The organism is Terriglobus roseus (assembly GCF_900105625.1).
GTDB classification, from domain to species: domain Bacteria; phylum Acidobacteriota; class Terriglobia; order Terriglobales; family Acidobacteriaceae; genus Terriglobus; species Terriglobus roseus_B.
This window is the reverse complement of the sequence record NZ_FNSD01000001.1, coordinates 1,656,157-1,682,638: the sequence shown is the minus strand read 5'-3', so window position 1 is coordinate 1,682,638 and position 26,482 is coordinate 1,656,157. Positions and strand designations below refer to the sequence as shown.

Sequence of the window (26,482 nt, the reverse complement as noted above, 5' to 3'; positions counted from 1 at the left end):
CCGGCGCGCACTATGCAGGAATCTCTTTTTTCTTCGGACTTACGGCGAAGGCCACGCCTACGCTCAGGGCGTAGAGCACCAGCATGGGTGCGGCAAAAAGGCACATGCTCAGCGGGTCGGGCAGTGGGCAGATGATGGCCGCGATGATGAAGATGATCAGGATCGCGTAGCGCATATGCTTCACCAGGAAGCGTCCATCCACGATGCCGAAGAGCGCCAGGAAGAAGATCAGGATCGGCAGCTCAAACGTAATGCCCAGGCCAAAGATGATCGAGAGGAAGAAGCTGTTGTAATCCTCGATGGTGATGATCGGGTGGAAGCGATGGCCAAAGTCGCCGATCAGCATCTTCAGCGCAGACGGCAGTACCCAGTGATAGCCGAAGTAAGCTCCACCAAAGAAGAGCGTGACCGTCGCCACCATGAAGGGAATGACGTATTTCTTCTCGTTCGAATACATGCCGGGCGAGATGAAGAGCCAGATCTGGTAGAGGATGAACGGCGCTGCGATAATGGCGCCGCCGTAGAGCGATGTCTTGAGGTACAGATTCAGCGGATCGGTCGGATGCGTATAGTTCAGCGGGTAGTGCAGCGCATCGATAGGGGCGGTGATGATGGCGAACAGCTTCTCATGGAAGATGTAGGCGATGAAGAAGCAGATCACCAGCGCGATGGAGGACCGGATGAGGCGCGTGCGCAATTCGGTCAGATGCTCCATCAGGCTCATGCCCGGCAGTTCCGCGCGTTCCTGAACGGCCTCGCGTGCTTTGTCGATCACATCAGGCATGGTTGGTGCTCGCTTCCGCTACTGGCTCTTCGCTGCTGATACCGGCGGAGGTCTGGTGGATGGTGTGCTCCGGGATTTCGCTGGACTCGACCGCTGCACCCTCCGGACTGATATGCGGGGCCGTGCCGTAGGCGCCGCTCTGCACGGGCAGGCCGGTGGAGGGCGGCATCATTTTCAGTTCGCCAGCTTCGGCGATCGGCATGGGGGTTGTGTCGATGGCGGGTGTCTCGTCGAAGTTTGGCGTGGGCGCCGGCAGGTGCGGATGTTCGGGGTCCGGAAGAGTCGACGGGGGGCCGGGCATGGCCGCTACTTTCGCCTGGTGTTCCTTCTGTTCCTCGACGCGCAGCTCATCTTCCATCTGCATACGGAACTCGTTGGAGGCGCGACGGAACTCGGCCATCAACTTGCCGAGCTGGCGTGCCAGCTTTGGCAGGTTCTTGGGGCCCACAAGCATCAGGGCCAGCACGAAGATGAAGATGGAATCGCCTAAGCTGGGCATCGTGAAAACAAGAATAGCAAGTCGGGGGGATTGGTGGTGGCGGTAGCGGTTTCCGGTGCCGTCGGCAACGTCGGAAACCCTGACGTTCTAACTTGCTGAATCGTCTCCGTTACTGGGGTCGGTCGCCGCGGGTGAAGCGGTCATCCAGCGGCTGCCGTTCGTCCCAACCAGACTCTGCCGAGTGCCACTGCGTGATGTTCTTGTCTCCCTGGAGCCAGCAGAGCATGACGATCTCGTCCCCAAGCTGGAAGGGGAACTCGAGCAGGCCGCCGGCCAGGTCGTGCACTTCAACACCGATAGAGCTGATCTCCTCCAGCGTGTCCTTGGCTTCGGTGATGGCGGCGGAGTGTTCCGCCTTAATGCGCGCCACTTCAGGCAGGTCCACCCGCAGACCACCGGAGAGGAAGATGGCCTGCGACAGGCCTCGAAGCGCATTTTCGCGGGTCGTGGCGACAGTTGCCGCGGCCTGCGCGCGCTGCAGCAGCGAATCCAGCACGGGCAGCAGTGTTTGTGCCTCCGGCAGGGTAAATGTCCGCATGTGCACCTCCTCGCAAGCCGTGCGTTCCGGTCAGTCTACCGGCGTACTGCCCATTGGACGGTGGAAAAGCCGGACCGGTCGTCCGCGTCTGGCCTGCGCGAGAAACGCATCCGCCATATGTGTATTGACACCCGGGGGACCGGCGTTTCTACTTGAAGATGCCATGCCTGACGGTTTAAGAACATTCCGGGAACTCTGCTCGCAGCACGGTATCGCCGTGACACACCAGCGACAGGTTCTGTACGAGACGATGCAGGGCATGTACGGCCACCCATCGCCGGAAGAGGTATTCGCAGCGGTCAAGCGGCGCATCCCTTCGATCTCACTGGCAACCGTGTACAAGAACATCCACCTTTTTGTTGAGAGCGGCGTCTTCCGCGAACTCTCCATCCATCACGGCACTCTGCGCGTTGAGATGAATAAGGTGCCGCATCACCACATGGTGTGCAGCATCTGCAGGAAGGTAGCTGACCTGCCCGACGACGAACTAACGCTGCAAACTTCGCAGACGGTGCTGCCCGGCGGCTTCCTGGTGGAACGCATCTCAGTCGATGTGATTGGCATTTGCACGGACTGCCAGGCGCGGCCCAACTAGTTCCTGAAAGCGGCGAAAAGCACAGAGCGGCGTGATTCGATTTGGGCGCTGGCTCGTCCAATGCGTTAGCGCGGTCTTCCGCCCTACCCCGATGCGGAGCATTACCATCAAGTTCATGCGGATCAAGCCGTCGCTTTTGTTGCTTTGCCTGCTGCCCATCTCGGGTTGCAACGGCTTTTTTCAGAAGGACTCCACGACCGGCACTACCACTGGTACTTCCGCCACCAACTATGCGTTTGTAGCCAACACCGGATCGAATACGGTCACCGGTCTTGGCATCTCCACGACTGGTACTCTGGCGGCCCTGTCAGGTTCGCCGATTACGCTGGGCCTGCCGCCGACAGCGCTGGTCGTCAGCCGCGACAACAAATTTCTGTGGGTCGGCACGGTCTCGGCGATCTACGGCTACACCATTGCGTCCGACGGTACGCTTGCCGCAATGAGCAGCGGCAACGCAATTGCCAATGCCATCTGCACGGACATGCAGGTGTCGCCTGACGGTAAGTGGATGATGGTCCTGGATGGTAGCGGCAATTCGATTGACTTGTTCGCCATCAACACGGATGGAACGCTGACGCCAGGGCCCAACAGCGGTATTGGCTTTACCGCCAGCGGCACCGTCATCCCGCAGCAGTTGCGCATTGCGCCCAGTGGCGCCTACGTTGTCGCGGCGATGGGTACGGCGGGCGAACTGGTCTTCAGCTTCAACACCACAACGGGCGCACTGGCACTGCTGACGCAGACCACGCCTCCCGGCACCACCAGCGATAACGGCATCGCAATCGACAGCACCAGCACCTACCTTTATGAGGCCCGATCCGGCAGTAATCCGGGCCTGGTGGTCAGCACGGTAGGAAGTAACGGGAACCTGACGCCTACAACCTCGACCACGTACGCGGCAGGAGCGCAGCCCTATTCTGTCGTTCTGGACAATACGAACAAGTACGTCTACGTGGCGAACCGCACGGACGGCACCATCAGCGGCTACAACATCGGCACCAATGCCGCGCTGACAGCGATTGCCGGCTCTCCGTTCTCTTCGGGTGTCGCGGTGCAGTCGCTCGGTGCGGACTCGACAGGGAAGTGGTTGCTGGCGGCCTCTTACTCTGGCTCGCCGGACCTGTCGCTGTACGGCTTCGATGCCACGAACCTGGGCCGACTGTATTCCGTGAGTTCGGCCGCGACTGGTACGAACGCCAGCGTGTTGGCGCTATCCCATTAGCAACGCGGAATGCGATGCTATCCTCAAACCTGCTCGGATGCCTTTTCAGCCTTTATCGATTTTCCGTCGCCAGACCCTGCGTTCCGTTGCCGCTGCTGTGCTGTTGCCGCTGCTGCTGACCGGTTGCAGCAGCCTTAAGCCCAAGCCATTCACACACTATGTGTACGTCACCTCGAAGGCGACGTTCCTGCGAGATCGTATTGCCGCGGTGTCGAACCGTACGGGAAACGTAGTGAACGGCCAGCGCCTCGAGATCCTGGAACAGAACCGCCGCTTCTACCGCGTGAAGACCGATGCCGGCGAGATTGGCTGGATTGATGAGCGCGCCGTTGCAACGGAGAAGGTTGCCACCGAGTTCGAAGACCTGGGCAAGGCCCACAAGGACGAGCCATTCGTAGCGACCGGCACCGTGCGTGACGATGTCTACCTGCACGCATCACCGGGTCTCGCCACGGATAAGTTGTACCGCCTGGATGAAGGTGAAAAGCTGAAGCTGCTGGAGCGCGCCAGCACCCTGAAACCGCTGCCGCCGGGCACACCTCCGCCCACGGCCCAGATACCGAAAGACAAGGCTGGGAGGCCCATTCCGGGGGCTGCTCCGGTACCCCCTCCGCCGCCCGCCATGGACGACTGGTGGCTGGTCCGCGACAGCAAGAATCGCACAGGCTGGATGGTCAGCCGCATGCTCGATACCGACGCGCCAGAGTCCATCACGCGCTACTCCGAAGGCCAGCGCATCGTCGGCGCTTACGTTCTGAACAAGGTCGTCGACCCGACGGTGGAAGGCGCCAGCCAGGAAGTGCCGCAATACGTGGCTGTCTACAGTCCGTACCAGGCGGGGCTGCCGTACGACTTCAACCAGATCCGCGTCTTCTCCTGGAACCTGAAGAAGCATCGCTATGAGACGGCGAACCGCGACCGGAACATCCTGGGCTATCTGCCGGTCAAGATTGGTATCGATCCCGGCACACCGGCACACGACCGCATCCCCGCGACCGGCCCTGCCCCTTCCTACACGTACACGGTGCTGGCAGCTGGTGCGCCCGTTCCGCAGCCAGACCCGGCGACGGGGCAGATCCGGCCCTCGAAGGCTCAGTTAGTCACCAAGACATATCGGCTTGAGGGCAATATTACTCGACGTGTCCTTGCACCTGGAACTACGGCACCGGCCGAAGCGCAGCTTGCGCCCATCGAAAAGAAAGACAAGAAGAAAAAGAAGTGACCGGAAGTCCCCCGCGCCAAAAGCGGAATGAAAGCCTCGCCAGCGCGCGGTTTATTTGTTGTGGGCGAGAACTCTTCCGATTGCGCGGCGTCTACTTGAGCATGTTTCGCATCCGTGGACCGGTGGCCGCGCTAGTGGTTTGCCTCTGCGTGCGCATCTGCGCAGGCCAGCAGGGCGGTGCAGTGGTGGAATCAACACTTCCCGACGGGCCCAAGGCCGACAGCAACGCTTCCTTGACCGGTGTGATCACTGACCAGGAGGGTGGGCTGCTCCCCGGCGCGCACGTCGAGGTCACCGCGAGCGGCCGTACCACGGCTCAACTGGCAGACAGTTCCGGCACCTTCCATGTCTACGGCCTGGCCGCCGGACACTACACGGTCCGCGCCGCTGCGAGCGGCTTTGAGGCCGAGGTGGAAGAGGGCACGCTGGCCACCGCGGAACAGAAGGAACTGGAGCCCCTGGCCCTCCCCGCTACGGTCGCCACCTCGGTTTCGGTGGTTGCTTCATCCCATGACATCGCGGTGGCACAGCTCGCCGCAGAAGAGAAGCAGCGCGTACTCGGCGTTATTCCAAACTTCTACGTCGTCTACTTTCGGAATCCCGCTCCGCTCACAACAAAGCAGAAGTTCCATCTTGCCTGGAGATCGACGCTCGACCCGGTGTCGTTTCTCGGCAGCGGCGTGGCCGCGGGCATTGAGCAGGCGACCGGCGGCGTCAATGGCTGGGGCTACGACGGCAAGGGGTACGCACAACGTTATGGTGCGAACTTCGCGGACGGCGCCGTCAGCACCTTCCTCGGCGGCGCGATCCTGCCAGTCATCTTTCACCAGGATCCGCGGTACTACTGGCAGGGAACCGGCACCAAAACGTCTCGGGCGAAGCACGCCATTGCCAGCGTCTTCGTCTGCCGGGGTGACGATGGGAGACGCGAATTCAACTATTCGAGCGTCCTCGGTAATTTCGCGTCTGCCGGTATCTCGAATCTGTACTACCCGGCCGCGAATCGGAACGGAGCCGGTTTGACTTTGACGAACGCGGCGCTTGGTTCAGCCTTCGGCGCCTTTGCCGCCATCATGCAGGAGTTCGTGGTGCCAAAGCTCACGCCGCACCGTCCCGCTTCCGCACCGCTGCCCGATCCGATCGACAACCATTAGCGCGTCAATGATCCGAATTCCTCTCGTTTCAGACCAGGCCGGCACGCAGTAGGTCGTGCACGTGCAGCACGCCTGTTACACGACCGTGGTCCAGCACGAAGAGGCTGGTGATGCCTTCAGCATTCATGCGTGCGAGCGCGGCCTGAGCAAGTTCGTCGGGTGCGATCGTGCGTGGCGAGCGGCCCATGACTTCCGTTGCCGGTCGATCCTGGAAGCCACGCGTGAATGCACGTCGCAGATCGCCATCGGTGATAACACCCACGAGCGTTCCATCGGTATTCACCACGCCGGTCATGCCGAATCGACCACCGGTCATGCGGACGATCGCCTCTTGAAGCGAGGCATCTTCTGTGACCAACGGCAGTTCGTCGCCCGTGTGCATCAGCGCGCTGACGCGGAGCAGACGCGCACCCAGGCGTCCGCCAGGATGCAGTGTACGAAAGTCTTCCGCGCTGAAGCTGCCACGGTCGAGCAACGCAACGGCCAGCGCATCGCCCAATGCGAGCTGCATCGTGGTGCTGGTCGTGGGAGCGAGCAGGTCACTGCACGCCTCGTCGCAGGAGGGCATGGCCAGAACGATGTCCGCAGCGCGCGCCAGCGTGCTCTCTGCACTTCCGGTGCTGGCGATCAGCGTTACGCCGAAGCGGCGCGTATAGGCAACAATGTCGGATAGCTCTGCAGTTTCGCCGGACCACGACAGCGCCATGACGACATCGTCCGGGCGCACCATGCCCAGGTCGCCGTGGCTCGCGTCCGAGGGATGCACGAAGTGCGCGGGCTTACCGGTGGAAGCCAGGGTTGCCGCGATCTTGCGAGCAATGTGCCCGCTCTTGCCGACGCCTGTGACGATGACGCGGCCGGGTGCATTTGTCAGGGCTTCGACAGCGCGTTCGAACGCAGCGCCAAGCGGTCCCCCGAAGGCATTCCGCAGTGCTTCCAGACCGCGAATCTCACACGCGATCGTGTCTGCTGCGCTCTGCCGGGCTTCGTTGCTCACAATGACTGTCCTCGCCTTAAGCACCCTTTAGCTGCAAGAAGGTGCGTTCGCAGGATCGGCCGAACGCGCCGTCAGACTCTTGGACAGTGTGTCGAAGGCCATCAGGTCGCGCAGCAGCGCTTCCATATCTTTCAACGCGATCATGTTCGGTCCATCACTCGGCGCATGATCGGGGTCGGGATGTGTCTCGATGAAGACGCCCGCCACACCAACGCTGACGGCCGCGCGTGCCAGCACCGGCACAAATTCGCGCTGGCCGCCGCTGGCGCCGTTTAAGCCGCCGGGCTGCTGCACCGAGTGCGTCGCGTCGAAGATCACCGGCGCTCCGGTCTGTGCCAGTACAGGCAGCGATCGCATGTCGGTCACCAGCGTGTTGTAGCCGAAGGTCGTGCCGCGCTCTGTCACCAGCACGCCGCCCGCTGCATCTTTCAACTTGTTGACGACATGGGCCATCTCCGGCGGCGAGAGAAACTGGCCCTTCTTCACATTCACCGTGCGGCCCGTAGCGGCGGCGGCCAGCAGCAGGTCGGTCTGACGGCAAAGAAACGCAGGAATCTGCAAGACATCCACGGCATCAGCGACAGGCTCGCACTGCCAGCTCTCGTGCACATCCGTTAGTGTCGACAGGCCGAGCGTCTCGCGGATTTCGGCGAAAATCGGTAGCGAAGCCTCAAGCCCGATGCCCCGCTGCGCATTGGCGCTGGTGCGATTGGCTTTGTCGAAGCTGCTTTTATAGACCAGGCCGAGGCCCAGCTTCGACGTGATCTCCTTCAGCGCAGATGCCGTCTCCAGCGCATGGGCTCGGCTCTCCATCTGGCACGGGCCGGCGATCAACGCCAGAGGGGATCGATTGCTGAAGGTGACGTTGCCGACGGTTACGGTTGAGCTCATCGCATTCCATCTTAGTGCGTCAGGCTCGCCCACTTCGGGTTGTCCTTTTCGACTCCGCTGCACTCGCACACGATCACGACCTGGGAGTTGGGGAAAGCCTGCTATCGGAGGAAGCCCTGAATCGCTTCAACCACGCGGATCTGCTCACCCTCGCGAAGCTCTGGATAGATCGGCAGTGCCAGCACTTCGCGCGCAGCCTTCTCGCTCTCGGGGAACTGGCCTGCGCGATAGCCCAGGTTCTGCAGCGCGTCCTGCATGTGCAGCGGCACCGGATAGTAAATCTCACTGCCAATCTTGAGTGACGCCAGGTGCGCGCGTAGTTCATCGCGGCGTGGCGTGCGGATGACGTACTGATGCCAGACGTGCACGCCGCGCGAGTCGGCCGTGGGCAGGACGATGCCACCATCTGCTACCGTCCCCACCAGATTTGTGTCGGCAAACATTGCGGCATAGCGTGCGGCGACGCTGCGGCGGTCCTCATTCCACTGTGCGATGTACTTCATCTTCACCAGCAACACGGCCGCCTGAACGGTATCCAGGCGCGAGTTCCAGCCGACCTCGTCGTGATAGTAGCGGCGGCGCATGCCGTGGGCACGCAGCGCGCGGGCTCGTTCGCCGGCGGCGGCATCGCGGAAGGTGGTCAGGCCTGCATCGCCCCACGCGCTCAGGTTCTTGGTGGGGTAGAAGGAGAAGGCACCCGCATCGCCGAGCGCTCCCGCCTCGGTGCCGCTCCAACTGGCACCGAAAGCCTGTGCGGCATCCTCGATCGTCAGCAGCCCGTGCTTTTTCGCCAGGGGTGCCAGCGCATCCCAGTCCGCGCACTGGCCGTAGAGATGAACGGGTATGACCGCACGGACGTCGGGGTTGGCAGCCACGGCATCTGCCACGGCATCCGCAGAGATGTTGAAGCTGATGGGGTCGATGTCGGCCAGCACCGGCCGCGCTCCCGCCCGAAGGATGCTGCTGACGGTCGCGAAGAACGAGAACGGCGTAGTGACCACGGCCGCGCCCTCGCCAACACCCAGTGCAGCCATGGCCAGCCAGAGAGCATCGGTCCCGCTCGCGCAGCCCACAGCTTCCGTTGCACCCGTCGTGCGGGTGAAGGCGGCTTCGAAGTCGCTGACCTCGCGACCCAGAATGAAGCGGCCGCCCGCGCAGACGTCGGCGATGGCGCGCCCGATCTCGTCGCCCACGGTGGCGTATTGGCGGCTGAGGTCGAGGATTGGGACGGGAGCGAAATCGGTTGAAGACATCACCGTTGATGGTATCGTCATCGCGGTAAAAGGGCGCATTGAGTTCGATACGTGGAATAGCGCACGGCGACATGGCACTCTATCAATAATTTCCAAGGATGGCCCAAAATGGGCCGTGTCGTCGGGCGATAACCTGCGTCTAACACCTCGGGGTCAATCGCTCGCCGTTCCGTGGTAGGTTTACCCTTGCCAGGGTTAGGGTTGTCCCCGTATTGTGTAGGGTCTTGGGGGCATCGGCCCTTGTGCTCAACCGAAGACGATCTGCCAAAGCGAGTCGTTCAGGTTTTTCTTAGAGGCAGTACATTTGACAGCGCGCGCACGTATGCAGCGCAAGAAAAAGGGGAGATCGGCACATGGATTCCAAGCCGGCACAGAATATTCAGGACACCTTTCTTAATACCGTCCGTAAAGATAAGAGTGCAGTCACCATCTACCTGGTTAGTGGCGTCAAGTTGACGGGCAAGATCCGGTCGTTCGATAAGTACTCTGTTCTTCTTGAGAACAACGCCCAAGAGCAATTGATCTTCAAGCATGCCATCTCCACGGTGGTATCCACGCGCGGCGGCGCACTTCATAGCGACCGCTCCCATGCCAGCCACAGCACTCCGCGCAGTGAGTCTGCGCTTGAGGGCGCCGAGGCGATGGGCGGAACGGTCGGCTCCTGAGCGCGACGCGGGGCGGTTCGTCAGTGTCGGCAAAACAACGCACAGCTCGCACGGGGCTTTCCGGAGCGCGCCCATCCCCTTCGCGACTTGAGACCGCGGCAAATGCTGCTGCTGCCGCTCCCAAGGGCGGCTACGTTACAGAGAAAGAGCGCGAGCTTGCCGTTCTGGTCTCAGTTGAGATCAGCGGCGAGCGTCGCCGCCTGACCGCGGCTGCCGCCCAGGCACGCGCTGCCGCTGCGATCCATGAAGGGGATGAGGACAGCGGCGAGCCCGGGGCTATCGCCGAGCTGGATTTTGACGCAGCGCTTGAAGAGTTTCAGGAACTGGCGCGTTCGGCCGGTGCGGAAGTGGTTGCGACTGTCGTGCAGCGCCGCGGCAAACCGGATCCGGCAATGTTGATCGGTCCTGGCAAGGTGGAAGAACTGGCCGCGGTTGTGGCCAGCAGTGGCGCGAACCTTGTGCTCTTCGACCACGACTTGACGCCGTCGCAACTGCGCAATCTGGACAGGGAGCTGCCGGTCCGCGTCATCGACCGCACGCAGCTCATCCTGGACATCTTCGCCCGTCACGCTCGCACCCGCGAAGGGCACCTGCAGGTCGAACTCGCACAGCTTGAATACCAGCTGCCGCGACTGGCCGGTAAGGGCAAGTCGATGAGCCAGCTCGGCGGCGGCATCGGCACGCGAGGTCCCGGCGAGACCAAACTTGAGACGGATCGCCGCCGCATTCGCGCGCGCATCGACCGCTTGAAGGACCAACTGGACACCGTGCGGCGCAACCGCCGGCAGCAGCGCCAGCGTCGTGAGGCCGTCCCGGTACCCACGGTGGCACTCGTCGGTTACACCAATGCCGGGAAGAGCACGCTGTTCAACGCGCTCACCGACGCGGGCGTGCTCGAGTCCGCGCGTATGTTCGCCACACTGGACCCCAAACTGCGACACCTGGCACTGCCATCGCGCCGTAAGGTGCTGTTGAGCGATACCGTTGGCTTCATCCGCAACCTGCCCCATGCGCTCGTCACCAGCTTCCGCGCAACGCTGGAAGAGGTGGAGCGTGCAGAACTGCTGCTGCACGTGCGCGACGCAGCGTCACCCAACATCGACGAGCAGAAGATGCAGGTGGAACGTGTACTCGCGGAACTCGAAGTGTCGAAGACCCCGACACTGCAGGTGCTGAACAAGATAGATCTGCTGCCCGCTGACAAGATCGCGGAGCTGAAGGATTTTCCTGAGGCGAATACCATCGCCGTCTCGGCTCACACGGGCGATGGCTTGCAGGCACTGATCGCTGCGATTGAAGAGCGCATCGGCGGCGCGCAAGCGGTCGATCCAACGGCTACGGCAAGCTTCCGTATCCCACAGCGCGAAGGCCGCACCATCGCCGCGCTGGAAGCAGGCTGTTTCATCGAAGACAAGCGATTCGAGGGTAATGTCATCTTCTTCACGGCGCACGGCCCGGCATCGTTGCTGCAGCGCTACCGCCGCTACATCGCACAGGAGCACGGCGTACTGCCAGTGACATCACCGGCAGCGGCTCGTCCGCGGCGCCGCACGCAGCAGATCGCTTAGTTCTTTGGATCACGACTAAAGGGTGCGCTCAGACTCCGCGATGGGTAGGTCGTTGATGCTGGCTTCGCGCCGCTGCATCAGGCCCGACGGAGCGAACTCCCACAGTTCGTTGCCGTAGCTGCGAAACCACTGCCCCTCGCTGTCGTGCCACTCATATTGGAACTTAACGGCCATGCGATTTCCGCGAAAGCCCCACAGCTCTTTCTTCAGCTTGTAGTCCAATTCGCGGTTCCACTTACGCGTCAGAAACTCTACGACAGCCTGGCGACCCGTGAGGAACTCGGTGCGATTCCGCCACTCGGTGTCTTCGGTGTAGGCCAGGGCAACGCGCTCGGGATCGCGCGTGTTCCAAAGGTCTTCTGCCATCTGCACCTTACGTATTGCCTGCTCTGGATCCGTGAATGGCGGCACGATGGGATTGCTCATGGAAGCCTTCTTTCTTGATGTTTCGACAGAGCATACCGGCCCACGGATGAGTCCGCGGGCCAGTACGTGCGACTCACATCAGGCTATCGCAGAGCAGCCGTGACGGCAGCCGCGAGAGAGGTCGTCGGCCGACCGATCAGCGTGCGCATGTCACTCCCCGGATTATCCAGTTCACCCTCGCTCGCGCCGCGATCTGCATCGGCCAGCATATGCGCGATGGCGGTTGGCAGGCCGAAGCTCTCCAGCGTCTTCTCGTACTCCGCTTCGGGCAGGTTCTGATAGATGACGGTCTTTCCCGACTGCCTGGTGACTTCTGCTGCCAGTTCCGTCAGCGTGTACGGCGCATCGCCGCCGAGTTCATAGACCTTGTTCTCATGGCCCTTGCCGGTAAGGACCGCAACCGCTGCGGCCGCGTAGTCAGCGCGTGCAGCCGAGGCGAAACGGCCGTCCTTTGCTGCACCCAGGATCGCTCCATGCTCCAGCGCCGGTCCGAGGTTTTCCGTGTGGTTTTCGAGATACCAGCCATTGCGCAGAATGACGAAGGGTACGCCGCTGGCGCGCAGGTAGTCTTCCGTGGCCGAGTGGTCTGGTGCCAGCACGGAGTTGGTGCTGGTATCCGCGCGCAAAAGGCTGGTGTAGGCGATCAGCTTTACGCCCGCCGACTTTGCTGCATCGATAACTGTTTTGTGCTGCGATACGCGGTCGCGCAACTCGCTGGATGAGATGAGCAGCAGGGCATCGGCACCGGCGAATGCTGTGCCGAGTGATGCAGGCTGAAAGTAGTCGGCTTGCCGAACCTGGACACCCTTTGCAGCAAGGTCTGCGGCCTTTTCGGGCGTGCGGACTGCGGCGACGATCTCTGCCGGCGGTACTGACTTCAACAGGCCCTCAATAACATGCTGGCCCAGCTTTCCGGTTGCTCCTGTAACGACGATCATAGTGACCCACTCCTTCTCGCGCATCCTGGCGCGAACAAACCCAGACTAGTCCATTCGCTTACTTGTAGTAAGTACGTACTTTTGAGTAAGCTGCTTGCATGGCGTGGCCTAAGAGCACAAAGACCGTTCGCATTCGCAAAGGGAACCTGTACGCGACGGAGTGTCCGACGCGGACCGTGCTGGACAACATCACGTCGCGATGGGGATCGCTGGTGATCGTTCTTTTGCTGGAGCAGACCTACCGCTTCAGTGAGTTGGCGTATCGCATCGGCGGGATCAGCGAAAAGATGCTGGCACAGACGCTGCGTCTTCTGGAAGAGGATGGCTTCGTGCTGCGAGAGGTTTTTCCGACCAAGCCGCCCCGCGTGGAGTACAGTCTGACCCCGTTCGGCCGAGAACTGGCCGAGCACATGAAGAGTCTGACCGGGTGGGTTGAAAGCAACGTCGGCAGAGTCATGGCGAACCGCGAAAAATCGCGGAAGATGTCGGCCTAAGTGCGCTCCGTATTGCGCTACTTCCAAGTGATTTTCTTGTACTGCGGATCGTAAACGCGGTCGCCCCACTCAGTCATCGCGTAGCTCTGGGAGGCGATGGAGATTGCATCGAGCCGGGCGTGGTCTGCAAAGGTGCTCTGTCCGTTCGGGTCCAGCTTTGCCACTTCTGCATTGTTGACCTTGTTGTAGAAGGTGATCACGGCATCGCCTACCTCGTACGAGTTGAGCAGTACCGCCCCGTCGTCTGCGAGTAGCTGCCCCGCCTGCCCCTTGAAGGCGAAGCCATTGCTGCCAAAGTGCTTGCGGATTTCGGTCAGCGTTGTTGTCCCGAAGCGCAGCCAGGAAAGGTCGGATCCTGTGGCGTTGTTGACGCGATTCCAATTGGCTTCCAGATAGACGATTCGACTGTTCTTGCCCGTGGTAGCGGAGAGGTCGTTGCCGTTTGGCAGCGTCCAGCGTGCGACGGCTCGGTCGCCATCCGCTTGCGACGACGCGGGCTTCCCCAGCGCGGCGAGCTTCCGGGAAGCATCGCCGATGTGCAGGGAAGAGAGCGCCTGCGCCTGCGCCATGCTCGCCATCAGCAGGCACAACGGAGCGAACGTACGTCTTGCGCTTGCGGTCATCGGGTCACCTTCTGGCGCAAGCTTATCGCACTGCAATGCGCGCGCTAACGAAAGCGCCTAACGATACTGCTCCACTTCGCCCAGCAGTTTCAGCTTGAGTTCCGGCGGCAGAAAGCTGGCCTCGACGGAGTTACCGGCGATCTCACGCATCTGCTCCAAGGTGAATTCAAACTCACGATGAACCGTCTCGTATTCATCGAGCAGGTCTGCGCCGAACATGGGCGGATCGTCCGAGTTCAATGTGATCATCAGGCCGCGTTCGAAGTAGTGGCGTACCGGGTGCGACTCCATGTTGCTACAGCAGCCGGTACGCAGGTTGCTGGTGACATTGAGCTCGAGGGGAATCTGCTTCTCAGAGAGGATGTCCAGCAGCTCGGGATCGTCGACCGCGGACAGCGCATGGCCGATCCGTTCCGCGCCAATGTTGATGGCAGCCCAGATACTTTGCGCAGAAACGTTCTCACCGGCATGCGCGGTCAGGTGCAGACCAGCGGCCTTCGCCTCCGCGTAGATGTGCTTGAAATCCTGTGCGTGTCCGCGCGCTTCGTCGCCGCCGATGCCGATGCCGACGATGCTGGGATAGATCTTTCGTAGCTCCGCGGCCTTCGTGAAGACCACGGCGGCCTCCTCCACACCGAAGTGCCTCACGGCATCGATCAGCCACGTAACCGTAGTGCCGAAGTCGGCTTCGCCGCGTACGCGTCCACGCTCGATGGCAGCAGTGACATCCTCGACGGTGAGCTGCGTTTTGAAGCGCAGGATGATGCCATAAGAGATGTAAACCTCCGCGTGGCGAACACCCTGTTCGCTCAGGCGATGGATCATCTCGTAAGTGATCAGCTCGTAGTCTTCAGGGGTCTGCAGGCGCTCGCTGACGGCCTTAAATGCCATCAGGAAGCCGAGAAAATTGTCGTACACATAGAGCGCGCGCGCAGCTTCCAGCGTCAGCGGCTCATCGTCATGCCGCTGGGAGAGTTTGACCAGCGTCTCCGGCACAATGGTGCCTTCCAGATGCAGGTGCAGTTCGCACTTCGGAAGTCCGCGCAGCCATTCGCGCGGCGTGATCGCCATTTCCTTCATCCCTCTAGTGTGGACCATGCGGCCCGGGTTCGTTGGACGAGCGAAAAACAGCGCGATTTCCTGAGGATTTGCGCTGCCGGCAGGACGGAAGGAATGAAATAATCGAAAAGTCCTCTTCCACAACTTTCAGTTCCAAAGCACCGCACGGAGATTTTTGTCCCGCATGCAGAGTGTTAGCCCATCGACGACGCAGTGGATCAGCCGGCTTTGCCTGCTGGCCGGTACCGTGCTGTTCGGGTTCTGGTGCGTGCCGACGGTCTACGGCTTGGTCTTCTCGCACGTCGTACTGTCGCGTTTTCAGGCACACCACGCTGAGACGACTGCCTGGGCTCCGGGCCGCGTGGCGGCGTATCGCAACGCACTGAAGGTTGCCGCACCACCTGCAGAGGCGGTTCTGCGGATCCCCCGCGTGGGGATCGAAGTGCCGGTCATGGAAGGCACCTCGAAACTGGTGATGAATCTCGGCGCCGGACACATTGAGGGCACAGCCAGTCCGGGTGGTGCAGGGAACGTTGCCCTTGCAAGCCATCGTGATGGCTACTTCCGACACCTGAAAGATGTGCACGTGGGCGACCGCATCGAGGTGAACTCCACACAAGGGAACAACGTCTATCAGGTCGACAGCCTGCAGATCGTTTCGCCGAGCGACGTCGCCTCGTTGCAGCCGACCGCGAAGCCTGTCCTGACCCTGGTCACCTGCTATCCGTTCTTCTACCTCGGGCCGGCCCCGCAACGGTACATCGTGCGTGCGTCCCTGCTCTCGACTTCACAAGTTTCGACCAACACCGCCGCACCCCATCTGGAGAGATAAATGAGCCGTCTGTTTTCCGTTTCCGCACGCAAGCTTGTCGTCACCGCTGCCGTCGCCTTCCCGCTGCTTGCAGCCGCTGCCCACGCTGAAGACACCGCGACGGTCGTCTATGTCTCCGGCGGACAGGTCGTTGTAAAGAACATGAAGAACGAGCTGGACTACGGCTACATGCTGGGCGCCGGTGACAAGGTCAAGACAGCAGCCGGCGACGTAGCCGTTTCGGGCCTGAAGCCCGGCATGACCATCACAGGAGGCCTCACGGGCGGCAAGGTGGTCGATGATGCTTCGGTCGTTAAGGCCAAGGTCATCAGCCTGTCGCCGCCGAATAAGATGGTCGTCAAGGTTGAAGATGAGTCGAAGGAAGTCACCGTAGCCGAGGGTGTGCCCACCGGTACCAAGGTTGGCGATACCGTCGAACTGACGCTGGTCAGCATTCGTACCGACGGCGACAACCGCCCCATGAATGCCGTGAAGGCGCCGGCGATCAGCGGCAAGCTTGCCTTCTACCAGCAGCCCAACCTGGAGCAGCCGGATTCGGGCACCAACCTGCCCACCTACGGCCTGCTCGGCGGACTGTTGCTTGCCGTAGGCTTCACGCTGAAGGCAAAGCGCCGCAACGCTTAGAGAGGCCTGGTGGTCTATAGGCGCTCGGAAGGGCACGGCTTCAGCTGTGCCCTTCCGGATCGCCGATATCATCGTTTTCCCGATAGATTCGCTGTGCCCGGCTAATCCATCGATTGACCGAAGAGTCTCCCCGAACGATCTCCAATAAAGAAAAGGCCAGAGTCGCATACGCGCTCTGGCCTCTTCTTATGGACCCTCCGTCAGTTACTTGCCGAGGACCTTGGCCATCATCTCGCCGATATCAGCCGGAGACTTGACGACGTGGATGCCTGCAGCGCTCATAGCTTCCATCTTGCTTTCAGCGGTACCCTCGCCGCCGCTGATGATGGCGCCGGCGTGGCCCATGCGGCGACCCGGAGGTGCCGTCTGGCCAGCGATGAAGCCAACTACCGGCTTCTTCACGTGAGCCTTGATGTACTCCGCCGCGATCTCCTCATTGGTGCCGCCGATCTCGCCGATCATGACGATCGCCTCAGTGTCAGGATCCTCGTTCAGCAGCTTGATCGCATCGATGTGCTTGGTGCCTATGATGGGATCGCCGCCGATGCCGATGGCGGTCGACTGGCCGATACCGCGCTGCGTCAACTGGTGCACCGCCTCGTAGGTCAGCGTGCCCGAGCGCGACACGATACCGACCTTGCCCTGCATGTGAATGCGACCGGGCATGATGCCGATCTTCGCCATGCCGGGCGAGATGACGCCGGGGCAGTTCGGTCCAATCAGCACAGACTTCGAATCCTTCACAACCGACCACACCTTGACCATGTCCAGGATCGGAATGCCTTCGGTGATGCAGACCACCAGCGGCAGATTCGCAGCAACGGCTTCCATGATGCCGTCCGCAGCGAATGGCGGCGGAACGAAGATCATGGTCGCATTCGCGCCGGTTGCGGCAACTGCCTCTTCGACCGTGTTGAAGACGGGCCAGCCCTCGTGCGTGGTGCCGCCCTTGCCGGGCGTTACGCCGCCGACAACCTTGGTGCCGTAATCCTGGCAACCCTTGGCGTGATACGTACCTTCGCGGCCGGTGATGCCCTGAACGATGAGCCGCGTGTCGTTATTAACGAGAACTGCCATTACTTGGCTCCCTTCGCTGCTTCCACTGCCAGCTTTGCGGCTTCCGCCATCGTTGCGCCTACTGCATATTTCAAGCCGCTCTCGGCAAGAATCTGACGGCCTTCCTCGACGTTCGTTCCTTCTAGGCGAAGGATCAACGGCAAGGTGACGTTCAGGTTGCGAGCCGCGGCGACGACGGCCGTTGCCAGTACGTCCACACGCAGGATGCCGCCGAAGATGTTGATGAAGATGGCCTTGACGTTGGGGTCGGCCAGTAGGATCGCGAAGGCAGCTTCAATCTGCTGCTGGTTCGCACCGCCGCCCACATCCAGGAAGTTTGCCGGCGAACCGCCGCTGTACTGGATGATGTCCATCGTGGCCATCGCAAGACCGGCGCCGTTGACCATGCAGGCGATCGAGCCGTCCAGCTTGATGTAGTTCAGCGAATCCTTGGAGGCTTCCACTTCGAGCGGATCTTCTTCCGCAACGTCGCGTAGTTCCTTCAGGTCCTTGTGGCGATACATTGCGTTGTCGTCGAAGTTGATCTTGCAGTCGAGCGCGGCGAGCTTGTCGTCCTTCGTGGTGATGAAGGGGTTGATCTCCAGCAGCGAGCAGTCAGTCTCCACGTAAGCTTTGTACAGGCCCAGCATGAAGGTGACTGCGGCGTTGATCTGTGTCGGCTTCAGGCCCAGCTTGAACGCCAGGTTGCGTGCCTGCCAGGGCTGCAGACCAAGCGCGGGCTCGATCGCTTCCTTATAGATGGCGTCGGGATTCTCGGCAGCGACTTCTTCGATCTCCATGCCGCCAGCCTGCGAAGCCATAAACGTCAGCTTGCCGTTCAGACGGTCCAGCGTGATGCCGAGATAGAGTTCGCGTTCGATGGCGGAACCAGCTTCAACCAGCAGGCGCTGTACCTTCTGGCCCTGCGGTCCGGTCTGGTGCGTGATCAGCTGCATGCCCAGGATGGCCTTGGAAGCGGTGTTCGCATCATCCAGCGTCTTGGTGACCTTGACGCCACCACCCTTGCCGCGGCCGCCCGCGTGGATCTGCGCCTTGATGACGACAACCGCGTTGCCGGCGGAGAAGAGCTGCTTGGCGGCGCGGTCGGCGTCTTCCAGCGTCGTGACCATCTCGCCCTCGGGCACGGGCACGCCGTATTTGCGGAGGATTTCCTTCGCCTGATATTCGTGAATCTTCATCTGGTGGCAAACTCCGGGACAGCGATCTAAAGACAAGGGAATGGTAGCGGACGTAGATCACAGCAGTAAATGGATACCGCACGGTTGTGCGTTTACCGGTCGATGTTACGGTGATGCCACCGATGCAGCAGAGCAGTCCTTGCCGCTCGTTCGTGGATCGGGAGGTCTCGGATTTAGGCACCCCATTCTTGTGAAGCGAGGGTGGGCTATCGCGCGAAGCGCGCCCCTCTTCAATCATCGAAGGAAAGGTTTCGCGCTATGCGCGAAAGTATGGGGCACCCGCCGTCGTTGGTCCGACAACATTTACCTTGATAAATGAGGATCTATGGAGCCGGTCGAACTTCTGCAGGGCGTGGTGGATGGTGCCGATGCACTCGCGTTCGATGACGCACGCGCGCTGATGTCTGCGCTGCTGGAGGGCGAGTTCAGCGAGAACGAGATGTCTGCGCTTCTGAGCGCGCTGCACGAACGCGGTGAGACGTCCGCGGAACTCGCGGGTTTCAGCGACGCCATGCGCGGCGCGGCAGTGAAGCTACCGCTGACCGATGCGGAGCGCGATGGTTTAGTCGACACCTGCGGTACGGGCGGCGACGGCAGCGGCACCTTCAATATTTCGACGGCAGTTGCGCTCGTTGCGGCGGCGGCGGGTGCTCGCATTGCCAAGCATGGCAATCGCGCGGTGACGTCGCGTTGCGGATCGGCCGATGTGCTGGGCGCTCTGGGTATCCCGACGGAACACACAACGGAGTCGGCCGCCGCGACGCTGCGGCGCGACGGCTTCGCATTTCTACTCGCGACCCGCATGCATCCGGCCATGAAGATTGTCGGGCCCGTGCGGCGGGCTCTGCCGTTTCGGACTGTCTTCAATCTGCTGGGGCCAATGACGAATCCAGCCGGGGCTCGCAGGCAGGTCATCGGTGTTTACTCTGCGCAGGCCGTGCCGCTGGTCGCGGAGGCGCTGGCCTTCAGCGGTCACATGCAACATGCGCTGGTCGTGCATGGATTGAGCGGGCTGGATGAGCTGTCGCTCAGCGGCGAAAGTCTCGTTGCCGAGGTGAAGGGGAGCGAGGTCACACAGTTCACCGTCACTCCGGAAGACGCTGGTCTCATGCGTTCGCAGGACGCACTGGCAGGTGGTGATGCCGAGCAGAACGCCGCGATCCTCCGCGGCATCTTCGCCGGAAAGGCGGGGCCCGCCCGCGACATCGTTCTGCTGAACGCGGCGGCGGTCCTGATGGTGGCCGGTGTTGCAGACGATCTGCGTGGTGGCGTGGCGGTTGCTGCTGCGGCCATCGATAGCGGCCGTGTCACGCAGCTATTGGATCAACTGGCTGGGGCGCACGCGTGATCGTTCGCCCCAGGCCGCGTGGATGGGAACTCTTCGGCATCTGGCGGCTGTCGATTCTCAGCCGCATCTGGCCTCTGATTCTGGTCGAAGCCGTCTTCTCCGCGGGCGTGGTGCTTGCTGCAGATCGCTTTCCGGCGCTCTTCCGGACCTTCAACGTGGCGCCCTTCACGCTGCTTGGTATTGCGCTCTCCATCTTTCTTGGCTTCCGGAACAGCGCCTGTTACGACCGCTGGTGGGAGGCGCGTCGACAGCTTGGCGCGCTCATCGGCGAGATGCGTTCTTTTGCTCGCCTACTGATTGCGACGCCTGGCGGCGATCGTGCGCGGCGGGTTCGCGTGGTGAAGCGGGCCATCGGGTTCGTCTACGCCTTGATGGCACACTTGCGCGGCGCCGCCATGCCGCGTGAAGTGGCGTTTTACGCACCGGAAGACGACTCGCTGCGGTCAGCCCGCAACGTTCCCGACGCGATGTTGCGCAATATTGCAATGGAGACAGGCGCGATGCTAGCGGAGGGCGAATTCGGCGAGTTGCTGTATGGCACGTTCGACGAGCGTCTGACCTCGTTCGCCGCCATGCAGGTGGCGTGCGAACGCATCAAGGGAACGCCGACGCCCTTTCCTTACACGCTGCTGCTGCACCGCACGGCGTATGCGTTCTGTTTTTTACTGCCCTTTGGCCTGGTGGGAACGTTGCGCTATGCAACACCGGTCTTCTGCGCCGTCGTCGCTTATGCATTCTTCGGTCTGGACGCGCTCGGAGACGAGTTGCAGGAGCCGTTCGGCGACACGCTGAACGCCTTGCCGCTGACCGCCATGGCCCGCACAGTCGAGATCAGCCTGCTCGAGACGATCGGCGAACGGGAGATCCCGGAAGCGATGGAGCCTGTGCGATCGGTGCTGCAGTAGCGGGCCGCTGCGGTACATTGATGTTGATCCCCGCATTGCCAGGAGTTCTTTGTGAAGCGCTTGTTCTCGATTGCCGCCCTCGTCTGTGTCTCCCCGCTGGCCTTTGCACAGGCGCCTGCCGACGTCTCCGGCACATGGACCACGCAGACGGAAGTACAGGGCATCGCCGTCAATGAAACCTGCCACTTCACGGAAGCGGCAGATGGCGCGCTGAGCGGTATCTGCGAAACCTCTGCGGGAAAGTACAAGCTGACAGGCAAGGTCACGGGCACCAGTGTCAATTTCTCGCACCCGGCCAACTACCAGCAGGAAGATATGACGGTATCCTTCTTCGGCAAGCTGGATGAGCCCACATCCGTCAGCGGATCGATCGACATGCAGCCGCTGAACGCCGGTGGGACCTTTGCCATGAAGAAGATCAGTAAGTAAGGAACCATCGCTCAGGTTGATCCGTATCAGGAATCGAATTGCATACCAGGGGGGAAGTTCACATGAAGCATTGGATTGCAGTCGCGGCGCTGGTCGTCGTTCCGTTTGTGGCCCATGCAGCCGCACCGGCAACTGTTGCAGGCGTCTGGTCTACCACCGGTGATGTCTCTGGCGTTGCCGTGCAGGAGACCTGCACCTTCACGCAGGGCGCGGATGCGAAGCTGGCCGGTAGCTGCCTGGTCGATGGCAAAGCCTATCCAACGACGGGAACTGTCACGGACACGACCATCATCTGGTCGCACGGCGGGAACTACCAGGGGACGGACTTCGTCATCACCTACACCGGCAAGTTAGGCACCGATGGCGCCATGACCGGCACCATGAGTGTGGACCCTTTCAACGTCGACGGCAGCTTCACTTCGAAGAAGGCTGCGCAGTAACCAGCGCCGCAAAAAATCTAAGGGCCAACGCGTGATGCGTCGGCCCTTTCCTGCTTGCCTAGGAGCGTAGCCCCGGCCTCGCGACCGGTGCGTCGATGCCGACTTACTTTGCCTTCTCTTGATCCACGGGGTGGAAGACCGCCGGCGGCGCGGTGAAGGCAGCGTTGAGGGCCGCCGCGAGGCGCAGACCGCCGAGCTCAAGCTGACGATCGATCAGAGGGATGTTCTTGGTGAAGTAAGCCTCATCAATGTCGGCGCCCTTGGGTACGATGGCGGCGTCGCTCAGGATTTTCGACTGCTCCGTCCATGCGATGGGATCGGTGCTGCCTGCGGCGAGGCGCTCCTTGCGGATCTCCGCTTCCAGCCTGGCGAGGTACTGCGCGTCGGTCAGGTTGCGATGGTCGATCAGGTAGCCATCCCAGATGGCATGCAGGTTGCAGTTGTTCTTGCTGCCGCAGGTGTCCTGGCCGAAGGCCGTGACCTGGATGCCGTTGCCACCCTTCTCGACGCCCGATGCGTGGAAGGGCTGGTGGACGTCGCCGATGAAGTGCACGAGGAACTTGAGAGACTCGGCGCGTTCACTCGGGTCGAGCTTCAGATCGCCGATGCGGCTCTTAAAGAACAGGATGCGGTCGGTCACGCAGTCGCGCCACTTGTCGTTGTAGCTGCCGGCCTTTACGCCGGGCTGGGTGGGGCAATCGCGGTCGCGGTCGTAGGTCGTCTTATCGCCCGGAATGTCGGTGAAGTGCCAGCCGCCCGTCTGCGCGACCAGTGGACGGTAGACGTCGGGCCATGCGGCTACGTCGGCCAAGGACTCCGTGCCGAGCAGAGCCTTTACGTTGCGGCGAGCGACGGGCGTCAGGTGATCCCATGCGACTTTACCGACCAGACGATGCCCTTTCTCCCACCAGGCCGAGGCAGATGGTGGTGCAATCGTGGCGACAAGGAGAGCGGAGGAGGCAAGGGCGGCAAGAAGCTTTCGCATGCGATCAAGCATAAAGCCGCAGCGTTGCGGGGCGCAGAATGCCGCGGATTGAAACGATTCAAAACTCGCAAGAACCCGGATACACTTGCACCGCAACGAAATGGGTCAGGAGATCGTTATGAACCGCCGTGACTGGTTAAAAGGCACTGCCACGCTGGCAGCCGCCGCAGGTATTTCCACAAAGCTTGCGGAGGCGCAGGCACCTGCCGCAAAGGGTGGCCGAAGCTACTTTTTGCTGCGCCGTTACAAGCTGCAGTCGGGGCCGACGTTCGGTGCGGCCGCCAACAAGTACTTTAGTGAGGCGTTGATCCCTGCGCTCACCCGCATGGGATTGGGGCCGGTGGGTGTTTTCAACCTTTCGTACGGCGATGGGACGCCGACCATGTTTGTCCTCATCCCTGGCAGCGATCTGACAGCTTTGGCCATGCTGGATCTGAACCTTGTGAAGGATCCCGCCTTCGTGGCTGCGGCTGCACCGTTCTGGGCCGCACCTGCGATCGCTCCGCCGTTTCTCACCGTGACCAGCACCGTCTCCATCGGCTTTGAGGGGTTTCCGCAGCTCGTTGTTCCGGCGAAGGATCCGCACATTGTCCAGATCCGTACCTACGTCAGTCCCACTTACGCAGCACATGAGCGGAAGATGGAGATGTTCCACCAGGGTGAGTTCCGCATCTTTGCCGAAGCAGGCGCAAAGTCGGTCTTCTACGGAGACAATCTGATTGGCCCGGATCTTCCAAGCCTGACGTACATGCTGGCGCACAAAGATCTGGCAGCGATGGATCAGAACTGGAAGAATTTCACCACGCACCCGGACTGGAAGAAGCTTTCGACTAACCCTCGTTACGCCAGCGAACCGACCGTGTCGCGCGTGGACAATCTGGTGCTGACGCCGACTGCTTACTCGCAGGTCTAGATCGCTGCACCCGGCAGCACGAAGGGATCTGACCCTTTCGCATCATCGCTGATGCGGAAAGAATCAAATCCCTTCCTTGCGTTACGCGATACGCCGAGCTTAGAGGGCTTTGCGGACCACGCTGCGGACCGTTTCGCAGACGACGCCGTAGACGACGTGTGTGGCCATCTCGCTCCGCTTTTCGCGGCCTTCCTGTTCTTCCGGGCTTGCGGAGAGGCCCAGCGCGGGTAGCGCACCCTCGTGCGTGACGGACATCAGCGCGATGCCGAAGGTGGCGCCGTTCTTGGCGGTCACGGCGGGATAGAGTTCGGCCATGATGCCGTAGGCGGCGCCGGCGAGCGCGCCAAAGGTCCAGTGAATGCCCTCTTCGACTGCCTTCTTGCCCGGCGTTTCGAGTCTCGGCTGACCCAGCTTTTCTGCCAGGACGGCAGGCGGTTCGGGTTCGCCATGGGTGCGGGGGGGGTAGAGTTTCTCAGCCGCGGATTTGGCAGCGGTGGCGATCAGGCCGCCGACCAGGCCGGCCAGCGCGCCCTTCAGAAGGTTCTTCGTCGGATTGGTCAAAGGCTTCACAGTCTTAGTCATAGCAGGCATTGGGACGCGGCGCGGTGGGCTCGGGTGGTCTGCCGAGTGTGTCCCAAATGAATCCTTTCGTGAGTTGGCGCATTTAGAATGAGGGCTGCGTGCCCGCAAAGCAAGTGCGCGGCGCGACCTGCATCAGACTGCAGGAAGACACCCAAGATCGGACACCATGTCGAACGTCACCCCTACGACCAGCACCACACGCGATACCGTCATTCTCGGCTCCGGTTGCAGCGGCCTTACCGCTGCCATTTATACCGCGCGCGCCAACCTCAAGCCGCTTGTGATTGAAGGCCACGAACCTGGCGGCCAGCTTTCCATCACCACCCTGGTTGAGAACTTCCCGGGATGGCCCGACGGCGTGCAGGGACCGGAGCTGGTCGAAAACATCCGCAAGCAGGCCGAGAAGTTTGGCGCAGAGATGGAAATGGGACACCTGGTCAGTGCAGACCTGTCCAAGTCGCCGATCGAGCTGAACTTCGGCCATAAGATCGTGCATACGCGCACGCTGATCGTCGCTTCCGGCGCCAGCGCGCGCTGGCTCGGTCTGCCAAGTGAACAGGCACTCATCGGTCATGGTGTCTCGTCCTGCGCGACGTGCGACGGCTTCTTCTTCTCGGGTAAGGTCATCTGCGTGATTGGTGGTGGCGACTCCGCCATGGAAGAGGCGATGTTCCTGACGCGCTTCGCCACGAAGGTCTACCTGATCCACCGGTCGGCACAGTTCCGCGCCAGCAAAATCATGCTGGATCGCGCGATGGCGCATCCGCAGATCGAGTTCCTGACCAACACCATTGTCGAGGAAGTGCTCGGCGTGGAAGAGAAGGATGTTCGCGGCATCCGCATCCGCAACTCAGTCAGCGGCGAAGTCAGCGAGATTGCGCTCAGCGGCTTCTTCCTCGGTATCGGTCACATCCCGAACGCGAAATTCTTCGAGGGACAGATGGACCTGGACGAAGACGGCTATATCAAGAGCCACGACAACGTCTTCACCACGAAGGATGGCAAGATCATCCCCGGCGTCTTCTGTGCAGGCGACGTGCAGGACCGTCGCTACCGCCAGGCCATCACGGCTGCCGGCACAGGCTGCATGGCCGCGCTGGAAGTCGAAAAGTACCTGGAAGAGCACGGCCGGTAAGCATCAGCTCGAACAAAAGCTTGCCCACGTCTCGTTTCTGAGACGTGGGCTTTTCTTTGGCGCGACCAGTTTCCCGTCGTGAACGACGGCACCCGGATCCTTACTGTCAGCGGTGTGTCGTCTGCGCACGCTTCAATCGGTGGATGACGTTTGTCATGAAAACGCCCTGACGGTTCTCTCTATGTCCTGGTAGCGGCACAGCGCATCATGGAACTGTTGCGTGGAGGCTGCGATGGCGAAGGTTGAAACAGGGCGGTTTGCGGGCACGATGGAGGGCGAGTTCGTCGTCTTCGTGATCGGGATGCGGATCAACAATCTTCTGGCGGTGAACAAGTGGTTGCCGGTATCGCGTGCCATGCCGCGCATGTTGCAGGAACTCTTTCGCCAGCCGGAGCTTGGTCTGTTGCACGCCGAGTTCTTCATGAACCTGGCCGATCGCAACGTGATGACGCTGCAGTACTGGCGCAGCTATGACCACCTGCACGCCTATGCGCACGCTCGGGACAAGGCGCATCTGCCGGCCTGGGCAGCGTTTAACAGGGCTGCTCGCGGCAATGCGGCGGTGGGCGTTTACCACGAGAGCTATCTGCAGAAGCCGGGTACTTACGAGACCGTCTATGTCGACATGCCACGCTTCGGCTTGGCGAAGGCCGGTGCGATGGTGCCTGCGGTGGGATCGATGAAGGACGCGGCGGATCGTCTGCGGGCATCGGCCGTTGGTCGTGGCGCCGGCGCCTAGATCGCATTGGGACAGACAAAGGCGATAGGTTGCACACCGATTGGTTGGTGAGGCGATGGGGCGCGCATCGATTGGTTGGTCAGTGCGATGGGTGCGCATCGACTCGTTGCACATTGCTTCAAGCGGAATGAAGGTCCGTGACTTCCCAGCCCTGGGCATCGCCCTGGGATTCGGGAAGGATGCAGAGCTTGCGGGCTGAAGGCCCGCGACAAAGTGATCGCCTTTCGTGAGACCTCAATCTACCCGTTAGTCTTTGTCGCGGGCCTTCAGCCCGCTGGATAGTGCAGGGTTTGCAACCCAGGGCTCCAACCTGGGCTGGGAAGTCGCGGGCCTTCAGCCCGCCGTACCTTCAGCCCGCCGTATCTTC

30 protein-coding genes are annotated in these 26,482 nt (G+C 61.5%); 16 read left to right on the top strand and 14 right to left on the bottom strand.

Features of this window, described 5'->3' with window-relative positions; translation table 11 throughout:
- Positions 1-10 precede the first annotated feature (10 nt).
- From tatC to BLW03_RS06875, 3 genes are all read right to left on the bottom strand, one after another.
- Positions 11-784 carry a twin-arginine translocase subunit TatC gene (tatC, locus tag BLW03_RS06885; protein ID WP_083350374.1) on the bottom strand — a complete coding sequence of 258 codons (774 nt, stop codon included), beginning with the start codon at positions 782-784 and terminating at the stop codon, positions 11-13.
- A complete protein-coding gene (locus BLW03_RS06880; RefSeq protein ID WP_074652930.1) occupies positions 777-1,283 on the bottom strand; it encodes a twin-arginine translocase TatA/TatE family subunit in 507 nt (168 codons plus the stop codon). The genes tatC and BLW03_RS06880 overlap by 8 nt, the downstream gene beginning before the upstream one ends.
- Positions 1,284-1,392: 109 nt before the next feature.
- Positions 1,393-1,821 (bottom strand): DUF2203 domain-containing protein, encoded by a 429-nt coding sequence (locus BLW03_RS06875; protein WP_074652929.1) that lies wholly within the window; start codon positions 1,819-1,821, stop codon positions 1,393-1,395.
- A gap of 163 nt (positions 1,822-1,984) precedes the next feature.
- On the opposite strand from BLW03_RS06875, the gene BLW03_RS06870 reads away from it, so the two are divergent.
- The 4 genes from BLW03_RS06870 to BLW03_RS06855 all read left to right on the top strand — a co-directional run bounded on the left by BLW03_RS06870 (position 1,985) and on the right by BLW03_RS06855 (position 6,014).
- Positions 1,985-2,416 (top strand): Fur family transcriptional regulator, encoded by a 432-nt coding sequence (locus BLW03_RS06870; RefSeq protein WP_074652928.1) that lies wholly within the window; start codon positions 1,985-1,987, stop codon positions 2,414-2,416.
- 115 nt (positions 2,417-2,531) lie between these two features.
- Entirely contained in the window at positions 2,532-3,638 is a 1,107-nt protein-coding gene (locus BLW03_RS06865; RefSeq protein ID WP_074652927.1) for a lactonase family protein, read from the top strand.
- A gap of 37 nt (positions 3,639-3,675) precedes the next feature.
- On the top strand, positions 3,676-4,860 hold the full coding sequence (locus tag BLW03_RS06860; protein ID WP_074652926.1) for an SH3 domain-containing protein: 1,185 nt from the start codon (positions 3,676-3,678) through the stop codon (positions 4,858-4,860).
- 101 nt (positions 4,861-4,961) lie between these two features.
- Positions 4,962-6,014 carry a carboxypeptidase-like regulatory domain-containing protein gene (locus BLW03_RS06855; RefSeq protein ID WP_139285126.1) on the top strand — a complete coding sequence of 351 codons (1,053 nt, stop codon included), beginning with the start codon at positions 4,962-4,964 and terminating at the stop codon, positions 6,012-6,014.
- Positions 6,015-6,042: 28 nt separating this feature from the next.
- Here BLW03_RS06855 and BLW03_RS06850 read toward each other — a convergent pair whose 3' ends face one another.
- From BLW03_RS06850 to BLW03_RS06840, 3 genes are all read right to left on the bottom strand, one after another.
- On the bottom strand, positions 6,043-7,011 hold the full coding sequence (locus BLW03_RS06850) for a KpsF/GutQ family sugar-phosphate isomerase (RefSeq protein ID WP_244501988.1): 969 nt from the start codon (positions 7,009-7,011) through the stop codon (positions 6,043-6,045).
- 27 nt (positions 7,012-7,038) lie between these two features.
- Positions 7,039-7,902, bottom strand: a complete 864-nt coding sequence (kdsA, locus tag BLW03_RS06845) for a 3-deoxy-8-phosphooctulonate synthase (RefSeq protein WP_074652925.1) — start codon at positions 7,900-7,902, stop codon at positions 7,039-7,041.
- Between the two features lie 101 nt (positions 7,903-8,003).
- Complete coding sequence (locus tag BLW03_RS06840; protein ID WP_074652924.1) at positions 8,004-9,155, bottom strand: DegT/DnrJ/EryC1/StrS family aminotransferase; 1,152 nt, start codon at positions 9,153-9,155, stop codon at positions 8,004-8,006.
- 353 nt (positions 9,156-9,508) lie between these two features.
- Here BLW03_RS06840 and hfq point away from each other — a divergent pair, with 353 nt between their 5' ends.
- Both hfq and hflX read left to right on the top strand, forming a co-directional pair.
- Complete coding sequence (hfq, locus tag BLW03_RS06835) at positions 9,509-9,820, top strand: RNA chaperone Hfq (RefSeq protein ID WP_074652923.1); 312 nt, start codon at positions 9,509-9,511, stop codon at positions 9,818-9,820.
- A 23-nt stretch (positions 9,821-9,843) separates the two neighbouring features.
- On the top strand, positions 9,844-11,388 hold the full coding sequence (gene hflX / locus BLW03_RS06830; protein WP_074652922.1) for a GTPase HflX: 1,545 nt from the start codon (positions 9,844-9,846) through the stop codon (positions 11,386-11,388).
- A 15-nt stretch (positions 11,389-11,403) separates the two neighbouring features.
- On the opposite strand, the gene BLW03_RS06825 is transcribed toward hflX, so the two are convergent.
- Both BLW03_RS06825 and BLW03_RS06820 read right to left on the bottom strand, forming a co-directional pair.
- On the bottom strand, positions 11,404-11,814 hold the full coding sequence (locus BLW03_RS06825) for a nuclear transport factor 2 family protein (RefSeq protein ID WP_074652921.1): 411 nt from the start codon (positions 11,812-11,814) through the stop codon (positions 11,404-11,406).
- A gap of 83 nt (positions 11,815-11,897) precedes the next feature.
- On the bottom strand, positions 11,898-12,752 hold the full coding sequence (locus tag BLW03_RS06820; protein WP_074655829.1) for an SDR family oxidoreductase: 855 nt from the start codon (positions 12,750-12,752) through the stop codon (positions 11,898-11,900).
- A 98-nt stretch (positions 12,753-12,850) separates the two neighbouring features.
- Between BLW03_RS06820 and BLW03_RS06815 the strand changes: the two genes are divergently transcribed.
- The gene (locus BLW03_RS06815; RefSeq protein WP_074652920.1) at positions 12,851-13,246 is read left to right on the top strand and encodes a winged helix-turn-helix transcriptional regulator; all 396 of its coding nucleotides are present in this window, start codon (positions 12,851-12,853) and stop codon (positions 13,244-13,246) included.
- A gap of 17 nt (positions 13,247-13,263) precedes the next feature.
- On the opposite strand, the gene BLW03_RS06810 is transcribed toward BLW03_RS06815, so the two are convergent.
- Together BLW03_RS06810 and add are read right to left on the bottom strand one after the other, a co-directional pair.
- The gene (locus tag BLW03_RS06810; protein ID WP_074652919.1) at positions 13,264-13,869 is read right to left on the bottom strand and encodes a hypothetical protein; all 606 of its coding nucleotides are present in this window, start codon (positions 13,867-13,869) and stop codon (positions 13,264-13,266) included.
- A gap of 57 nt (positions 13,870-13,926) precedes the next feature.
- Positions 13,927-14,949: an adenosine deaminase gene (add, locus tag BLW03_RS06805; protein ID WP_074652918.1), complete on the bottom strand. Its 1,023-nt coding sequence runs from the start codon at positions 14,947-14,949 to the stop codon at positions 13,927-13,929.
- Positions 14,950-15,112: 163 nt separating this feature from the next.
- Between add and BLW03_RS06800 the strand changes: the two genes are divergently transcribed.
- Positions 15,113-15,760, top strand: a complete 648-nt coding sequence (locus BLW03_RS06800) for a class D sortase (RefSeq protein ID WP_074652917.1) — start codon at positions 15,113-15,115, stop codon at positions 15,758-15,760.
- Entirely contained in the window at positions 15,761-16,384 is a 624-nt protein-coding gene (locus tag BLW03_RS06795; protein ID WP_074652916.1) for a hypothetical protein, read from the top strand.
- Positions 16,385-16,588: 204 nt separating this feature from the next.
- Here BLW03_RS06795 and sucD read toward each other — a convergent pair whose 3' ends face one another.
- On the bottom strand, positions 16,589-17,461 hold the full coding sequence (gene sucD, locus BLW03_RS06790) for a succinate--CoA ligase subunit alpha (RefSeq protein WP_074652915.1): 873 nt from the start codon (positions 17,459-17,461) through the stop codon (positions 16,589-16,591).
- Positions 17,461-18,639, bottom strand: a complete 1,179-nt coding sequence (gene sucC / locus BLW03_RS06785; protein WP_074652914.1) for an ADP-forming succinate--CoA ligase subunit beta — start codon at positions 18,637-18,639, stop codon at positions 17,461-17,463. The genes sucD and sucC overlap by 1 nt, the downstream gene beginning before the upstream one ends.
- 325 nt (positions 18,640-18,964) lie before the next feature.
- Here sucC and trpD point away from each other — a divergent pair, with 325 nt between their 5' ends.
- From trpD to BLW03_RS06765, 4 genes are all read left to right on the top strand, one after another.
- Positions 18,965-19,987 carry an anthranilate phosphoribosyltransferase gene (trpD, locus tag BLW03_RS06780; RefSeq protein ID WP_074652913.1) on the top strand — a complete coding sequence of 341 codons (1,023 nt, stop codon included), beginning with the start codon at positions 18,965-18,967 and terminating at the stop codon, positions 19,985-19,987.
- Entirely contained in the window at positions 19,984-20,892 is a 909-nt protein-coding gene (locus BLW03_RS06775) for a bestrophin family protein (protein WP_074652912.1), read from the top strand. Before trpD ends, BLW03_RS06775 begins: the two co-directional genes overlap by 4 nt.
- A 51-nt stretch (positions 20,893-20,943) precedes the next feature.
- Positions 20,944-21,321 (top strand): DUF2147 domain-containing protein, encoded by a 378-nt coding sequence (locus tag BLW03_RS06770; protein WP_074652911.1) that lies wholly within the window; start codon positions 20,944-20,946, stop codon positions 21,319-21,321.
- Between the two features lie 62 nt (positions 21,322-21,383).
- The gene (locus BLW03_RS06765) at positions 21,384-21,761 is read left to right on the top strand and encodes a hypothetical protein (protein WP_074652910.1); all 378 of its coding nucleotides are present in this window, start codon (positions 21,384-21,386) and stop codon (positions 21,759-21,761) included.
- Positions 21,762-21,864: 103 nt separating this feature from the next.
- Here BLW03_RS06765 and BLW03_RS06760 read toward each other — a convergent pair whose 3' ends face one another.
- On the bottom strand, positions 21,865-22,746 hold the full coding sequence (locus BLW03_RS06760) for a S1/P1 nuclease (protein ID WP_170834983.1): 882 nt from the start codon (positions 22,744-22,746) through the stop codon (positions 21,865-21,867).
- 118 nt (positions 22,747-22,864) lie between these two features.
- Here BLW03_RS06760 and BLW03_RS06755 point away from each other — a divergent pair, with 118 nt between their 5' ends.
- Positions 22,865-23,659, top strand: coding sequence for an NIPSNAP family protein (locus BLW03_RS06755; RefSeq protein WP_074655828.1), 795 nt, complete (start codon positions 22,865-22,867; stop codon positions 23,657-23,659).
- 99 nt (positions 23,660-23,758) lie between these two features.
- Here BLW03_RS06755 and BLW03_RS06750 read toward each other — a convergent pair whose 3' ends face one another.
- Positions 23,759-24,241: a DUF1440 domain-containing protein gene (locus BLW03_RS06750; RefSeq protein ID WP_074652908.1), complete on the bottom strand. Its 483-nt coding sequence runs from the start codon at positions 24,239-24,241 to the stop codon at positions 23,759-23,761.
- Between the two features lie 166 nt (positions 24,242-24,407).
- Between BLW03_RS06750 and trxB the strand changes: the two genes are divergently transcribed.
- Together trxB and BLW03_RS06740 are read left to right on the top strand one after the other, a co-directional pair.
- Positions 24,408-25,376: a thioredoxin-disulfide reductase gene (trxB, locus tag BLW03_RS06745; RefSeq protein WP_074652907.1), complete on the top strand. Its 969-nt coding sequence runs from the start codon at positions 24,408-24,410 to the stop codon at positions 25,374-25,376.
- A 232-nt stretch (positions 25,377-25,608) separates the two neighbouring features.
- Positions 25,609-26,115, top strand: a complete 507-nt coding sequence (locus tag BLW03_RS06740; protein ID WP_074652906.1) for a DUF4188 domain-containing protein — start codon at positions 25,609-25,611, stop codon at positions 26,113-26,115.
- Positions 26,116-26,482 lie beyond the last annotated feature (367 nt).